The organism is Bacillus sp. FSL R5-0603 (genome assembly GCF_038050295.1).
Classification (GTDB): domain Bacteria; phylum Bacillota; class Bacilli; order Bacillales; family Bacillaceae; genus Bacillus; species Bacillus subtilis.
In genome coordinates this window covers 2,781,252-2,795,239 of the sequence record NZ_JBBOYP010000001.1, presented here as the reverse complement: position 1 = coordinate 2,795,239, position 13,988 = coordinate 2,781,252, and the positions used below count along the sequence as shown (strand labels likewise).

15 protein-coding genes and 1 other annotated feature are annotated in these 13,988 nt (G+C 44.3%); of the genes, 12 read left to right on the top strand and 3 right to left on the bottom strand.

Translation table 11 applies throughout. The annotated features are described in order from the left end of the window. The first annotated feature begins 181 nt into the window (after nt 1-181). Nucleotides 182-2,113, top strand: coding sequence for a threonine--tRNA ligase (thrS, locus tag NYE56_RS14455; protein WP_326210194.1), 1,932 nt, complete (start codon nt 182-184; stop codon nt 2,111-2,113). A 39-nt stretch (nt 2,114-2,152) separates the two neighbouring features. On the opposite strand, the gene NYE56_RS14450 is transcribed toward thrS, so the two are convergent. Then, on the bottom strand, nt 2,153-2,935 hold the full coding sequence (locus NYE56_RS14450) for an HAD family hydrolase (RefSeq protein WP_326210192.1): 783 nt from the start codon (nt 2,933-2,935) through the stop codon (nt 2,153-2,155). 166 nt (nt 2,936-3,101) lie between these two features. On the opposite strand from NYE56_RS14450, the gene lytS reads away from it, so the two are divergent. From lytS to lrgB, 4 genes are all read left to right on the top strand, one after another. Then, entirely contained in the window at nt 3,102-4,883 is a 1,782-nt protein-coding gene (gene lytS / locus NYE56_RS14445) for a two-component system sensor histidine kinase LytS (protein ID WP_019712906.1), read from the top strand. Then, complete coding sequence (gene lytT, locus NYE56_RS14440; protein WP_326210189.1) at nt 4,861-5,586, top strand: two-component system response regulator LytT; 726 nt, start codon at nt 4,861-4,863, stop codon at nt 5,584-5,586. The genes lytS and lytT overlap by 23 nt, the downstream gene beginning before the upstream one ends. A 133-nt stretch (nt 5,587-5,719) precedes the next feature. Then, a complete protein-coding gene (gene lrgA, locus NYE56_RS14435; RefSeq protein WP_341284014.1) occupies nt 5,720-6,160 on the top strand; it encodes an antiholin-like murein hydrolase modulator LrgA in 441 nt (146 codons plus the stop codon). 21 nt (nt 6,161-6,181) lie between these two features. Continuing rightward, the gene (gene lrgB / locus NYE56_RS14430; RefSeq protein ID WP_003229482.1) at nt 6,182-6,877 is read left to right on the top strand and encodes an antiholin-like protein LrgB; all 696 of its coding nucleotides are present in this window, start codon (nt 6,182-6,184) and stop codon (nt 6,875-6,877) included. A 31-nt stretch (nt 6,878-6,908) separates the two neighbouring features. On the opposite strand, the gene NYE56_RS14425 is transcribed toward lrgB, so the two are convergent. Continuing rightward, complete coding sequence (locus NYE56_RS14425; protein WP_341284013.1) at nt 6,909-7,571, bottom strand: hypothetical protein; 663 nt, start codon at nt 7,569-7,571, stop codon at nt 6,909-6,911. 255 nt (nt 7,572-7,826) lie between these two features. Beyond that, nucleotides 7,827-7,956 (top strand) — a sequence feature (ribosomal protein L20 leader region). 58 nt (nt 7,957-8,014) lie between these two features. Here NYE56_RS14425 and infC point away from each other — a divergent pair. The 4 genes from infC to NYE56_RS14405 are packed head-to-tail and all read left to right on the top strand — an operon-like array spanning nt 8,015 to nt 9,466. Next, entirely contained in the window at nt 8,015-8,536 is a 522-nt protein-coding gene (gene infC, locus NYE56_RS14420; protein ID WP_010886591.1) for a translation initiation factor IF-3, read from the top strand. Between the two features lie 12 nt (nt 8,537-8,548). Then, complete coding sequence (rpmI, locus tag NYE56_RS14415) at nt 8,549-8,749, top strand: 50S ribosomal protein L35 (RefSeq protein ID WP_003222418.1); 201 nt, start codon at nt 8,549-8,551, stop codon at nt 8,747-8,749. Nucleotides 8,750-8,780: 31 nt separating this feature from the next. Beyond that, nucleotides 8,781-9,140 (top strand): 50S ribosomal protein L20, encoded by a 360-nt coding sequence (rplT, locus tag NYE56_RS14410; RefSeq protein ID WP_003222420.1) that lies wholly within the window; start codon nt 8,781-8,783, stop codon nt 9,138-9,140. 56 nt (nt 9,141-9,196) lie between these two features. Beyond that, on the top strand, nt 9,197-9,466 hold the full coding sequence (locus NYE56_RS14405; protein WP_341284012.1) for a DUF1294 domain-containing protein: 270 nt from the start codon (nt 9,197-9,199) through the stop codon (nt 9,464-9,466). 15 nt (nt 9,467-9,481) lie between these two features. On the opposite strand, the gene ysdB is transcribed toward NYE56_RS14405, so the two are convergent. Continuing rightward, on the bottom strand, nt 9,482-9,874 hold the full coding sequence (gene ysdB / locus NYE56_RS14400; RefSeq protein WP_003229493.1) for a sigma W pathway protein YsdB: 393 nt from the start codon (nt 9,872-9,874) through the stop codon (nt 9,482-9,484). 182 nt (nt 9,875-10,056) lie between these two features. Between ysdB and NYE56_RS14395 the strand changes: the two genes are divergently transcribed. From NYE56_RS14395 to araA, 3 genes are all read left to right on the top strand, one after another. Continuing rightward, complete coding sequence (locus NYE56_RS14395; RefSeq protein WP_003229495.1) at nt 10,057-11,142, top strand: M42 family metallopeptidase; 1,086 nt, start codon at nt 10,057-10,059, stop codon at nt 11,140-11,142. 197 nt (nt 11,143-11,339) lie between these two features. Next, the gene (gene abnA / locus NYE56_RS14390) at nt 11,340-12,311 is read left to right on the top strand and encodes an arabinan endo-1,5-alpha-L-arabinosidase AbnA (RefSeq protein ID WP_268555689.1); all 972 of its coding nucleotides are present in this window, start codon (nt 11,340-11,342) and stop codon (nt 12,309-12,311) included. A gap of 177 nt (nt 12,312-12,488) precedes the next feature. Continuing rightward, nucleotides 12,489-13,979, top strand: a complete 1,491-nt coding sequence (gene araA, locus NYE56_RS14385; RefSeq protein ID WP_339245289.1) for an L-arabinose isomerase — start codon at nt 12,489-12,491, stop codon at nt 13,977-13,979. The last annotated feature ends 9 nt before the right edge of the window (nt 13,980-13,988 follow it).

The following is a 13,988-nucleotide window of genomic DNA, read 5'->3' as shown; positions in this document are numbered from 1 at the left end:
GCTGTGAACCTCTTGAAAAGGAACAGTAATGGCTGACGGGAACTCCCGTTACAGAGCTTAGAGCCGCAGGTGCCGTGTATTGGCTTTGCGGAAAAAAGGGTGGAACCACGATTCCGTTTATTCAACCTCGTCCCTTTCATAGGGGGCGGGGTTTTTATATGCAAAAAAAGGAGTGACAAAGATGTCAGATATGGTAAAAATCACATTTCCTGATGGAGCAGTCAAGGAGTTTGCGAAAGGAACAACAACAGAAGATATCGCGGCATCCATCAGTCCGGGATTAAAGAAAAAATCATTAGCCGGAAAACTGAACGGAAAAGAAATCGATTTGAGAACGCCGATCAATGAAGACGGTACAGTGGAAATCATTACAGAAGGCTCAGAAGAAGGTCTTCAAATTATGCGCCACAGTACGGCTCACTTGCTGGCTCAAGCGATTAAACGCATCTACAAGGATGTTAAATTCGGCGTCGGTCCGGTTATCGAAAACGGGTTTTACTACGATGTAGAAATGGACGAAGCGATTACACCGGAGGATCTGCCGAAAATCGAGAAAGAAATGAAAAAAATCGTTAATGCGAACCTTCCGATCGTTCGAAAAGAAGTCAGCCGTGAAGAAGCGAAAGCCCGTTTTGCGGAAATCGGCGACGACCTGAAGCTTGAACTATTGGATGCGATTCCTGAAGGAGAAACCGTTTCGATCTATGAGCAAGGCGAATTCTTTGACCTGTGCCGCGGCGTCCATGTTCCTTCAACCGGAAAAATCAAAGAATTTAAGCTGTTAAGCCTTGCAGGCGCATACTGGCGCGGCGACAGCAAAAACCAAATGCTTCAGCGCGTATATGGTACAGCTTTCTTCAAAAAAGCTGATCTTGAAGAGCATCTTCGTATGCTAGAAGAAGCGAAAGAACGCGACCACAGAAAGCTCGGCAAAGAATTAAAGCTGTTTGCGAACTCTCAAAAAGTCGGACAAGGCCTGCCGCTTTGGCTGCCAAAAGGCGCGACAATCCGCCGCGTCATCGAGCGTTACATTGTCGATAAAGAAATCAGCCTCGGCTATGAGCACGTATACACACCTGTGCTTGGGAGCAAAGAGCTGTATGAAACATCAGGACACTGGGATCATTATCAGGAAGGCATGTTCCCTCCGATGGAAATGGACAATGAAACACTTGTATTGCGTCCGATGAACTGCCCGCACCATATGATGATTTACAAACAAGACATTCACAGTTACCGCGAGCTTCCGATTCGTATTGCGGAGCTTGGAACGATGCACCGCTATGAAATGTCAGGTGCGCTGTCAGGGCTTCAACGGGTACGTGGGATGACGTTAAATGATGCACACATCTTTGTGCGCCCGGATCAAATTAAGGATGAGTTTATCCGTACAGTCCGTTTAATCCAGGATGTATATGAAGACTTCGGTTTAAGTGATTACACATTCCGTCTGTCTTACCGCGATCCGGAAGATACAGAGAAATATTTTGATGATGATGAAATGTGGAACAAAGCGCAATCCATGCTGAAAGAGGCAATGGACGAAATCGGCCACGACTATTACGAAGCAGAAGGTGAAGCGGCATTCTACGGCCCTAAACTTGATGTTCAGGTGAAAACTGCGATCGGAAAAGAAGAAACACTGTCTACGGTTCAGCTTGATTTCTTATTGCCGGAACGTTTCGACCTGACATACATCGGTGAGGACGGCAAGCAGCACCGTCCGGTTGTCATTCACAGAGGTGTCGTTTCAACAATGGAACGCTTTGTTGCCTTCTTAATCGAAGAACACAAAGGCGCGCTGCCGACATGGCTTGCTCCGGTTCAGTTCCAAGTCATCCCGGTTTCTCCGGCTGTGCATTTAGACTACGCGAAAAAAGTGCAGGAACGCCTGCAGCGTGAAGGCCTGCGTGTTGAAGTCGACAGCCGCGATGAAAAAATCGGCTACAAAATCCGTGAAGCGCAAATGCAAAAAATCCCTTACATGCTGGTGGTCGGTGACCAAGAAGCAGAAAACAGCGCGGTAAACGTGCGTAAATACGGAGAACAGAACTCTGAAACGATTTCTCTTGAAGAGTTTGTGAAAAAGGCAGTAGCTGAAGCGAAAAAATAAAATAAAAAAGCATGATCTCATTGAAGAGATCATGCTTTTTTATTTCTCTAATATAGGAAACAAATCATGAAGGCTGCTGATGATGTAATCAGGCATTACGTCAGTTTCGTTTTTCTTATCCGTCCTGTTGATCCAAACGGTTTTGATTCCGGCTCTTGAAGCGCCTAAAATATCAGTATTCAAATTATCGCCGACCATGATGGCATCGTCTTTTTTAATATTCATCAGCTTAAGGCAGTGTTCAAAAATTGAAACATCCGGCTTGCCCTTGCCGAATGCGCCCGAAATGACGATTTCATTGAAGTAAGGAGCGAGCTCAGGTACGCCGGCAAGCTTCTCCTTTTGCAGACTCGGATCGCCATTTGTCAAAAGCAATAATTCATACTTGCCTTTTAATTGATCGAGTACAGCAAAAGTTTCATCATATACAAACGGGCGTTTTCTGCGCTCTGCCGCAAAAAACTCTCCCAAGTATTCGCCATATGCAGGATCATCGATTCCAAGCGCTTTCAGTCCGTTTGTCCATGCATTTTTTCTGTACTCCGGCACAATCTTGTTCAGCTTTTGAAAGCCTTCACTGATTGGCTCTGAGAAATTGGACCACAGTCCTTCAAACGGGTTAATGCCGATCATCACTGTATATGGATACGTCTCATATGACATGTACAATTCTCTTGCCGCTTCGCGAACAGCTGCTTCGAATTCCTCAGGGTCAAGGCCATATTTTTTCTCCGCCTGTAAGCAAGTTTCTGCAAATGTTGTTCTGACGCTTTTTTCGTCCCAAAGTAGTGTATCATCTAAATCAAAAAATACGGCTTTCATGATCTTCTCCTCTGCTTCAGATTCAAATCTTTCTGCCAAAAGGCTCATGTTTTATTTTACAATAGATAAAAGCCTTGTGAAATATGTTTTCAGACGATTTTAAAAAAACAGTCAGCCGTAAAACGAAAACATGCTAGAATGAAAACGGAAAGAACAGGTGACATGAATGATTCATTTAATGATTATGATGCTGGAAAGAGTGGGGATTATTGTTATATTGGGGTTCATTCTCGCCCATACGAAACTTTTCAGACAAGCTCTTCAGAATCAGGACGGCTATAAAGGAAAAGCGATTTTAATTTCAATTTTTTCTCTTTTCAGCATCATCAGCAATTATACAGGCATCGAAATTCAAAGAAATATGATTGTAAACAATGACTGGGTGTTTACGATAGATCCATCGGGCTCTATCGCGAATACCCGTATTTTGGGCGTGGAAATCGGGGGCCTTCTCGGAGGTCCGTTTGTAGGAGCTGGGATCGGCATACTGGCGGGCCTGCATCGTTTTTCACTCGGTGGCAGCACGGCTTTAAGCTGTGCCGTATCATCTATTTTAGCGGGTGTTCTTGCAGGCTTGATCGGCAGGTATTTTACGAAGCGATATCGAATGCCGACACCGCGCATCGCCGCTCTTGTGGGAATCGGCATGGAGTCACTGCAAATGATCATTATTTTGCTGATGGCAAAGCCGTTCAGTGACGCTTGGGAGCTTGTCAGCATGATCGGAATTCCGATGATACTCATCAATGGAACAGGCAGTTTTATTTTTCTGTCTATTATTCAAGCGATCATTCGCAAGGAAGAACAGGCAAGAGCTCTCGAAACGCATCGAGTGCTGACGATTGCTGATCAGACACTTCCATTTTTTCGCCAAGGATTAAATGAAAACTCCTGTAAAAGTGTAGCGGCTATTATCCATAAGCTGACAGGAACAGATGCGGTGTCTCTCACTGACAAAGAAAAGATCCTTGCGCATGTCGGTGCGGGAATGGATCACCACATCCCATCGAAAAGTTTGATCACCGGCCTGTCCAAAAAGGTGATTAAAACAGGGCATATTATGAAGGCGATTTCGCAGGAAGAGATTGAATGCACGCATGCTGAATGCCCTTTGCACGCTGCAATTGTCCTGCCGCTGACATCGAACGGCAATACAATCGGCACCTTAAAAATGTACTTTAAAAGCCCGGCAGGCCTGAGTCAGGTAGAGGAGGAACTTGCCGAGGGGCTGGCCATGCTGTTTTCGACACAGCTTGAGCTTGGGGAAGCAGAGCTGCAAAGCAAACTTCTCAAGGATGCTGAAATTAAAGCGCTTCAAGCACAGGTGAATCCGCATTTTTTATTTAATGCGATCAACACGATTTCTGCGCTATGCCGTACAGATGTTGAAAAAACCCGTAAGCTCCTATTGCAGCTCAGTGTTTATTTTCGTTCAAACCTTCAAGGAGCGAGACAGCTGCTGATCCCGCTCTCAAAGGAGCTGAACCATCTAAACGCCTATTTGTCATTAGAACAGGCGCGTTTTCCCGGGAAATATAAAATTGAGCTTAAGATCGACACAAGACTGGAGCAGATTGAAATCCCTCCGTTTGTTTTGCAGGTGCTTGTCGAGAACGCGCTTCGGCACGCGTTTCCGAAAAAACAAGACATCTGCAAGGTTACAGTCTGTGTCTTATCTGATGATGCATCCGTCTATATGAAGGTGGCGGATAACGGACGCGGAATTCCGCCGGACGTCTTGCCGGAACTGGGAAAGAAACCGTTTCCGTCTAAGGAGGGAACCGGTACAGCGCTTTATAACCTAAATCAGCGGCTGATCGGTTTATTCGGACAGCAGGCTGCACTGCATATCAGCAGTGAGGTTCATAAAGGGACAGAGGTTTCCTTTCAAGTGCCAATGCAACAGATGAAAGAGGGAGAAGAACATGCTCAGGGTGTTAATAGTTGATGATGAGATGCTGGCAAGAGATGAACTGGCTTACTTGCTTAAGCGGACCAATGAGGAAATGGAAATCAATGAAGCGGAAAATATCGAATCCGCTTTTGACCAAATGATGGATCAAAAACCTGATTTGCTGTTTTTAGACGTTGATTTATCCGGAGAAAACGGTTTTGATATCGCAAAGCGATTGAAGAAAATGAAACATCCTCCTGCTGTTGTGTTTGCTACAGCGTATGACCAGTATGCGCTCAAAGCGTTTGAGGTGGACGCTCTTGATTATTTAACCAAGCCTTTCGATGAAGAAAGAATTCAGCAAACGCTGAAAAAATATAAAAAAGTCAATCGGGATATTGTAGAAACAGAGCAAAACAGCCATGCTGGCCAGCACAAGCTCGCGCTATCTGTGGGGGAATCGATTGTGATTGTGGATACGAAGGACATTATTTATGCCGGAACAGAAAATGGTCATGTCAATGTAAAAACCTTCGATCATTCTTATACGGTCAGCGATACACTCGTTGTGATTGAGAAAAAGCTGCCGGATTCTGATTTTATCCGCGTCCATCGGAGCTTTGTCGTGAATACCGAATATATTAAAGAAATTCAGCCATGGTTTAATTCAACGTATAATCTGATCATGAAAGACGAATCGAAAATACCGGTCAGCCGGACATATGCGAAGGAATTGAAAAAGCTGCTCCATATTTGATGGGCGGCTTTTTGCATTTCAGCCATTTGATTCTGCAACTCAGACCCGCTATTCGGCAAGTTATCTTGTAAGCGCTTTATAACAGAGAATTCTTATTTATAATGAGGGTACCAAAGAGAAAGAGGTGAAGAAAATGAGTGCTAAAAAAGTGTACGGGTTTTTAACACAAGCATTTATTTTTGCCGTCATTATGCTGGTTTCGAATATGATTGCCGCTATTGTCCCAATACCTATCCCGGCATCGGTTGTAGGGTTGGTCTTATTATTTCTCCTATTATGTTTGAAAGTCATTAAACTGGAACAAGTGGAAACGCTCGGAACGTCTTTAACCTCTCTGATCGGATTTTTATTTGTTCCGTCAGGTATATCTGTTATGAATTCGCTTGGTGTGATGCAGCAATACGGCCTGCAAATTGTTCTTGTCATTCTGCTCGCAACGATTATTTTACTGGGGGCTACGGGATTGTTTTCTCAGCTGATTCTTTCGCTGAGCGGAAAACGCAAAACCGCAGCGGACATGAAAATAAAAACAGTGCAAAGCCCGCAGAACAATAACGAACTCGTTCACCATTAAGGGAAACAGGAGGTTCTTCACATGGAAAGCACAATGAGTCCTTATTTTGGGATTGTCGTATCACTTGCTGCATTCGGCATCGGCACCTTTTTATTTAAGAAAACGAAAGGCTTCTTCCTTTTCACTCCTTTGTTTGTTGCCATGGTGCTGGGGATCGCATTTTTAAAAATCGGCGGTTTTTCCTACGCGGATTATAATAACGGGGGAGAAATCATTAAGTTTTTCCTTGAACCGGCAACGATCGCATTTGCAATTCCTTTGTACAAACAAAGAGATAAGCTTAAAAAATACTGGTGGCAAATCATGGCCTCCATTATTGCCGGCTCTATCTGCTCTGTCACGATTGTTTATTTGCTCGCTAAAGGAATTCATCTCGATTCGGCCGTAATGAAAAGCATGCTTCCGCAGGCGGCTACAACGGCAATTGCGCTTCCTTTATCAAAAGGCATCGGGGGCATCAGCGACATCACAGCCTTTGCGGTCATCTTTAACGCTGTCATCGTATATGCGCTCGGGGCATTGTTCTTGAAGGTGTTTAAAGTGAAAAATCCGATTTCTAAAGGCTTGGCTCTTGGAACATCCGGACATGCACTTGGTGTAGCGGTCGGGATTGAGATGGGAGAAGTTGAAGCTGCGATGGCAAGTATTGCTGTTGTCGTAGTAGGAGTGGTAACGGTTCTGGTCATTCCTGTGTTCGTGCAGCTGATCGGAGGATAAGCCAAGGCTGAATGCCTTGGCTTTTTTTATTTTATGGTGCGTCTTCGGGATCGATATACCCTTGTTTAATGCCCCATTCTACTTGATCGTCATGCCACTTTTTTCGTTCTTCATAACCATAACCATCGCCATCAGGAAGCTCTGAAGCTGGCTGTTGAATGGTTTTATCTGTCTGACTCGAGGAAGATGGTAGATTTTTACTATTAGATGAGGGTGCCTCGGTCTGCTGCCGTTGTGCCTGTGATTGCCGCTTTTTCTCAGCGTTCGCTTTCTGCTCTTTTTGGATTGCTGCCTGCCGCTGTCTTTCAAGTTCAGCTTGTCTTTTTGCTTCCGCTAATCGCTGATTCTCCGCCGCCTGCTGCTCTGCTAATCGCTGTCTCTCTGCTTTTTCCTCCTGCTGTTTCTTTCGTTTCGCCTCCCGCTCTTTTTCAAGCTTTTTCTCTGCGGCGATTTGTCTTTGCTTTTCAGCTTCTTCTTTTGCCTTCCGCTTTCCTAACTCAGTAGCAAGTGGACTCTCGAACTTCATGTCCAATGAAATGGGTTTTAGTTTTTTTAGCTCTTTCTCCAGCCCCTTTTGAGGAAATGCTGCAGTTGTCTTAACAGTTTCGACTTTTGATTCGGAAGATGTGCTGATATTCGAGCAACCGGTTAATATCAATGTGAAAAATAAAGCAAGCTGTATCAGTTTGTTCATGTGTCAGGCTCCCTTCTGCTTCTTATATCGGTCAAAGATTAACTTTGTTTTACATTTCTTCCTGTCGGTGGTTTTGTTGTAAATTGCGAAATAAGGGGGAATTGTTGGTTCTTTGCATCTTGGTGAGGCTGAAAGATTTTCTTTTTCTCTCTTGCGCTCATAGAAAACCCATGTTACAATGTAAAAGTTGTTCCGGATAAGTCGTCCTTGACTAAAGATCCGGTATTGTGTAGAATAGTTATTGAATTGAATATAAATCACAAGCAGAAGCACCCGCTTCTCACCTGATTGACACAAGCATGTAGTTGGCAGGTTGACCGTACATTTTTATTGATACAGATGTTCGTAGTGTGGGTGTTTTTAATGCCCACACTTTTTGTTTGCCTGCAAAATGCATTCAAAATGAGTTGTGAATCAATTCGAAGAAACTATGGAGGTGGCTCATTATTAGCAAAGATCAATTGGTTAATGAGGGTATCCGTGCACGTGAGGTCCGTTTAATCGGACAAAATGGCGACCAGCTTGGAATCAAGTCCCGTCAGGAAGCACTTGAAATCGCCGGCCGCGCAAATCTTGACCTTGTGTTAGTTGCAGCGAATGCAAAACCGCCTGTCTGCCGAATCATGGACTACGGTAAGTTCCGATTTGAGCAGCAGAAAAAGGAAAAAGAAGCACGCAAGAATCAAAAAATCATTAACTTAAAAGAAGTTCGGTTAAGTCCGACAATCGATGAGCATGACTTTAACACGAAATTGCGCAATGCGATTAAATTCCTTGAAAAAGGCGATAAAGTGAAAGCTTCTATCCGCTTTAAAGGACGCGCAATCACTCATAAAGAAATCGGTCAGCGTGTATTAGACCGTTTCTCCGAAGCATGTGCTGAGGTTGCGACAGTCGAAACAAAACCAAAAATGGACGGCCGCAGCATGTTCTTAATGCTCGCACCGAAAAACGAAAAGCAATAAGGAGGAAATCCCATGCCAAAAATGAAAACTCACCGCGGATCTGCTAAACGTTTTAAAAAGACAGGTTCTGGGAAGTTAAAACGTTCTCACGCGTACACAAGTCACTTATTCGCCAACAAATCTCAAAAGCAAAAGCGTAAGCTTCGCAAGAGTGCTGTTGTAAGCGCAGGAGACTTCAAACGTATCAAACAAATGCTTGCTAACATCAAGTAATCGGATAAGGAACAATTAGGAGGGAAATTCAATGCCAAGAGTAAAAGGCGGAACTGTTACACGTAAGCGTCGTAAAAAGGTTCTTAAATTAGCAAAAGGTTATTTCGGTTCAAAACATACATTATACAAAGTAGCTAACCAGCAGGTCATGAAATCTGGAAACTATGCTTTCCGTGACCGTCGTCAGAAAAAACGTGATTTCCGTAAACTTTGGATCACTCGTATCAACGCAGCTGCTCGCATGAACGGCCTTTCTTACAGCCGTTTAATGCACGGTCTTAAGCTTTCTGGTATCGAAGTAAACCGTAAAATGCTTGCTGATCTTGCTGTAAACGATCTTACTGCATTCAATCAGCTTGCTGATGCTGCTAAAGCTCAATTAAACAAGTAATCATATAGAGCCGCTCTCCAGCAGAGCGGCTTTTTCTATATAAAGGATGAGGCAACATGATTATTGCTGCTTATTTGGTGTTGATTAATCTGTGCGGTTTTTGGGTGATGGGCATTGACAAACGCAAAGCGCAGCAGCACAAGTGGAGAATTTCTGAAGACCGGCTGTGGATGATAGCCATCGTGTTTGGAGCGCTCGGTGTCTGGCTTGGCATGCAAACCTTCAGACATAAAACGAAACACGCTTCTTTTAAGTATGGAGTACCGCTTCTTCTGGTAATTGAAGCGATTCTCATCGCTATTTACTACAGCCCGTTTGATTTATAAAAAGCAGAAAAGCGTTTAACGCTCTTCTGCTTTTTTTGCGAGTTTAATGGGCTGGTCCCAGTCAATCTTACAATTTGGATATCGTTCCAGCACTTTTTCTTCAATGTTCTCAAAATCTTTTGCAGAGAAATGTTTCAGCTTCTCAGGAGATTCTGTCCAGACAAAGATCGTGTGAATAAACAGCGGATGATCCTTGGAAGGAATATGCTTTTCTCCCTCAAAAAGCACGCCTTTATACGTCAGCTGAAAATTCTTCCGGGTATTGTTTTGTTCATCAATAATATAAAAATGTTCTTTTGATTGGGCCAGCTTAAGCCTTCTCTTAGGATTCGCGACATATTTGACCACGGCATAAATACAATAAGCAAAAAGTGCAAGCAAAATAATCCTTAGAACCATGACAAACATTGTGTGAAGGCACCTCCCTTATTGTGATGATCTGATGTAATACGAAAAGCATAGAAAAAGGTTTCACTTTTTCTAAAAGAAAGCTGTAAAACATATACCCGATTTTCAAGTGAAATAGTCGTATGGTTAGCGCCATGTTTTGTATAATAAGAATGCAGGACTGATGAAGGAGGGTTTGGAACATGGCAAAATTAGATGAAACATTGACCATGCTGAAAGATTTAACAGATGCAAAAGGCATACCGGGCAATGAAAGAGAAGTAAGGCAAGTGATGAAATCATACATAGAACCATTTGCTGATGAGGTGACAACAGATCGCCTGGGCAGTTTAATTGCCAAAAAAACTGGTGCAGAAAACGGCCCGAAAATTATGATCGCCGGACATTTGGATGAAGTCGGCTTTATGGTGACACAAATCACAGATAAAGGCTTTATCCGTTTTCAAACCGTTGGCGGATGGTGGGCTCAGGTTATGCTTGCCCAGCGCGTCACCATTGTCACAAAAAAAGGAGAAATCACAGGGGTTATCGGATCTAAGCCGCCTCATATTTTGTCTCCTGAAGCAAGAAAAAAATCAGTGGAAATAAAAGACATGTTTATTGATATTGGAGCTTCAAGCCGGGAAGAAGCCTTGGAGTGGGGTGTACTTCCGGGAGATATGATCGTTCCGCATTTTGAGTTTACGGTCATGAACAATGAAAAATTCCTACTCGCAAAGGCCTGGGACAACCGCATCGGCTGTGCGATTGCAATTGATGTGTTAAGAAACTTACAAAACACAGATCATCCAAATATAGTGTATGGCGTCGGAACCGTGCAGGAGGAAGTCGGCCTGAGGGGAGCGAAAACGGCTGCACACACCATTCAGCCTGATATTGCGTTTGGTGTTGATGTAGGGATAGCAGGAGACACGCCTGGCATTTCCGAGAAGGAAGCGCAGAGCAAAATGGGCAAAGGCCCGCAGATTATTGTTTACGATGCATCCATGGTCTCTCACAAAGGTTTGCGCGATGCAGTTGTAGCCACTGCGGAGGAAGCCGGCATTCCGTACCAATTTGATGCCATTGCCGGCGGCGGAACTGATTCGGGTGCCATCCATTTGACGGCAAATGGCGTTCCTGCGCTGTCCATTACCATTGCAACCCGCTACATTCATACGCACGCGGCCATGCTGCATCGTGATGATTATGAAAACGCGGTAAAGTTAATTACAGAAGTCATTAAGAAGTTAGACCGAAAAACGGTTGACGAAATTACGTACCAATAAAGATACGGAAGAATCCGCCTATTGAGGCGGATTCTATTTTTTTGTCTGTACAAATTACAGCATAGTGACTACAATAAAGGGGATACCGAAAATTTCCTGAACATGACGATATACGATACGCAGCTCGATTTGACAGGAAGGGAGGATAAACAATCTAATTTGTAAGCGCTTTCTAATATAAAGGAGGTTAAACAAAATTGAAAAAGAAAAAAACATGGAAACGCTTCTTACATTTTTCGAGTGCCGCTCTGGCTGCAGGTTTGATATTCACTTCCGCTGCTCCTGCAGAGGCAGCATTTTGGGGTGCATCCAATGAGCTGCTTCATGACCCGACTATGATTAAAGAGGGGAGCTCATGGTATGCGCTCGGAACAGGGCTTAATGAAGAACGGGGACTGCGGGTGTTGAAGTCTTCAGACGCTAAAAATTGGACCGTACAAAGATCTATTTTCAGTACACCGCTATCGTGGTGGTCCAATTATGTGCCGAATTATGGTCAAAACCAATGGGCGCCGGACATCCAATACTATAACGGCAAGTACTGGCTGTATTATTCCGTTTCTTCTTTTGGAAGCAATACATCTGCCATTGGCCTGGCATCTTCAACAAGCATCAGTTCGGGGAGCTGGAAGGACGAGGGCTTGGTGATTCGTTCGACAAGCTCAAATAATTATAACGCCATTGATCCGGAGCTGACATTCGACAAGGATGGCAACCCGTGGCTCGCGTTCGGCTCGTTTTGGACCGGCATTAAGCTGACCAAGCTCGATAAGAGTACGATGAAGCCTACAGGTTCGCTCTATTCGATTGCAGCCAGACCGAATAATGGCGGTGCGCTGGAGGCCCCTACTCTGACGTATCAAAATGGTTACTATTATTTAATGGTTTCCTTTGATAAATGCTGTGACGGGGTAAACAGTACGTACAAAATTGCTTACGGAAGATCCAAAAACATTACAGGCCCTTATCTTGATAAAAGCGGAAAAAGCATGCTTGAAGGCGGAGGTACTATTTTGGATTCGGGCAATGACCAATGGAAAGGGCCTGGAGGCCAGGATATTGTAAATGGAAATATTCTTGTTCGCCATGCCTATGATGCCAATGACAATGGCATTCCGAAGCTTCTCATCAATGATTTGAATTGGAGCTCGGGCTGGCCGTCCTATTGAATCAAAAAGCCGGGCTCTGCCCCCGGCTTTTTTAAAAAGAAAAGATTGACAGTATAATAGTCAATTACTATAATAAAATTGTTCGTACAAATATTTATTTATAGGTTTATTTTCTATCATTAGTACGTATCTTTTGTATTTGAAAGCGTTTTATTTTATGAGAAAGGGGCAGTTTACATGCTTCAGACAAAGGATTATGAATTCTGGTTTGTGACAGGAAGCCAGCACCTATACGGGGAAGAGACGCTGGAACTCGTAGATCAGCATGCTAAAAGCATTTGTGAGGGGCTCAGCGGGATTTCTTCCAGATATAAAATCACTCATAAGCCCGTCGTCACTTCACCGGAAACCATTAGAGAGCTGTTAAGAGAAGCGGAGTACAGTGAGACATGTGCTGGCATTATTACATGGATGCACACATTTTCCCCTGCAAAAATGTGGATAGAAGGCCTTTCCTCTTATCAAAAACCGCTTATGCATTTGCATACCCAATATAATCGCGATATCCCGTGGGGTACGATTGACATGGATTTTATGAACAGCAACCAATCCGCGCATGGCGATCGAGAGTACGGTTACATCAACTCGAGAATGGGGCTTAGCCGAAAAGTCATTGCCGGCTATTGGGATGATGAAGAAGTGAAAAAAGAAATATCCCAGTGGATGGATACGGCGGCTGCATTAAATGAAAGCAGACATATTAAGGTTGCCAGATTTGGAGATAACATGCGTCATGTCGCGGTAACAGACGGAGACAAGGTGGGAGCGCATATTCAATTTGGCTGGCAGGTTGACGGATATGGCATCGGGGATCTCGTTGAAGTGATGGATCGCATTACGGACGACGAGGTTGACACGCTTTATGCCGAGTATGACAGACTATATGTGATCAGTGAGGAAACAAAACGTGACGAAGCAAAGGTAGCGTCCATTAAAGAACAGGCGAAAATTGAACTTGGCTTAACCGCTTTTCTTGAGCAAGGCGGATACACAGCGTTTACGACATCGTTTGAAGTGCTGCACGGAATGAAACAGCTGCCGGGACTTGCCGTTCAGCGCCTGATGGAGAAAGGCTACGGGTTTGCCGGTGAAGGAGATTGGAAGACAGCGGCCCTTGTACGGATGATGAAAATCATGGCTAAAGGAAAAAGAACTTCCTTCATGGAAGATTACACGTACCATTTTGAACCGGGAAATGAAATGATTCTGGGCTCTCACATGCTTGAAGTGTGTCCGACTGTCGCTTTGGATCAGCCGAAAATTGAGGTTCATCCGCTTTCGATTGGCGGCAAAGAGGACCCTGCGCGTTTTGTATTTAACGGCATCAGCGGTTCTGCCATTCAAGCCAGCATTGTTGATATTGGCGGGCGTTTCCGCCTCGTGCTGAATGAAGTCAACGGCCAGGAAATTGAAAAAGACATGCCGAATTTACCGGTTGCCCGTGTTCTCTGGAAGCCGGAGCCGTCATTGAAAACAGCAGCGGAGGCATGGATTTTAGCCGGCGGTGCACATCATACCTGCCTGTCTTATGAACTGACAGCGGAGCAAATGCTTGATTGGGCGGAAATGGCGGGGATCGAAAGTGTTCTCATTTCCCGTGATACGACAATTCATAAACTGAAACACGAGTTAAAATGGAACGAGGCGCTTTACCGGCTTCAAAAGTAGAGGGGGATG

Coding starts and splice junctions, on each gene's coding strand:
- lrgA (WP_341284014.1), top strand. CDS start 5,720: ATGAGTGCTAAAAAAGTGTACGGGTTTTTAACACAAGCATTTATTTTT.
- araA (WP_339245289.1), top strand. CDS start 12,489: ATGCTTCAGACAAAGGATTATGAATTCTGGTTTGTGACAGGAAGCCAG.
- rplT (WP_003222420.1), top strand. CDS start 8,781: ATGCCAAGAGTAAAAGGCGGAACTGTTACACGTAAGCGTCGTAAAAAG.
- NYE56_RS14405 (WP_341284012.1), top strand. CDS start 9,197: ATGATTATTGCTGCTTATTTGGTGTTGATTAATCTGTGCGGTTTTTGG.
- lytS (WP_019712906.1), top strand. CDS start 3,102: ATGATTCATTTAATGATTATGATGCTGGAAAGAGTGGGGATTATTGTT.
- lytT (WP_326210189.1), top strand. CDS start 4,861: ATGCTCAGGGTGTTAATAGTTGATGATGAGATGCTGGCAAGAGATGAA.
- NYE56_RS14425 (WP_341284013.1), bottom strand. CDS start 7,571: ATGAACAAACTGATACAGCTTGCTTTATTTTTCACATTGATATTAACC.
- ysdB (WP_003229493.1), bottom strand. CDS start 9,874: ATGTTTGTCATGGTTCTAAGGATTATTTTGCTTGCACTTTTTGCTTAT.
- thrS (WP_326210194.1), top strand. CDS start 182: ATGTCAGATATGGTAAAAATCACATTTCCTGATGGAGCAGTCAAGGAG.
- NYE56_RS14450 (WP_326210192.1), bottom strand. CDS start 2,935: ATGAAAGCCGTATTTTTTGATTTAGATGATACACTACTTTGGGACGAA.
- lrgB (WP_003229482.1), top strand. CDS start 6,182: ATGGAAAGCACAATGAGTCCTTATTTTGGGATTGTCGTATCACTTGCT.
- rpmI (WP_003222418.1), top strand. CDS start 8,549: ATGCCAAAAATGAAAACTCACCGCGGATCTGCTAAACGTTTTAAAAAG.
- NYE56_RS14395 (WP_003229495.1), top strand. CDS start 10,057: ATGGCAAAATTAGATGAAACATTGACCATGCTGAAAGATTTAACAGAT.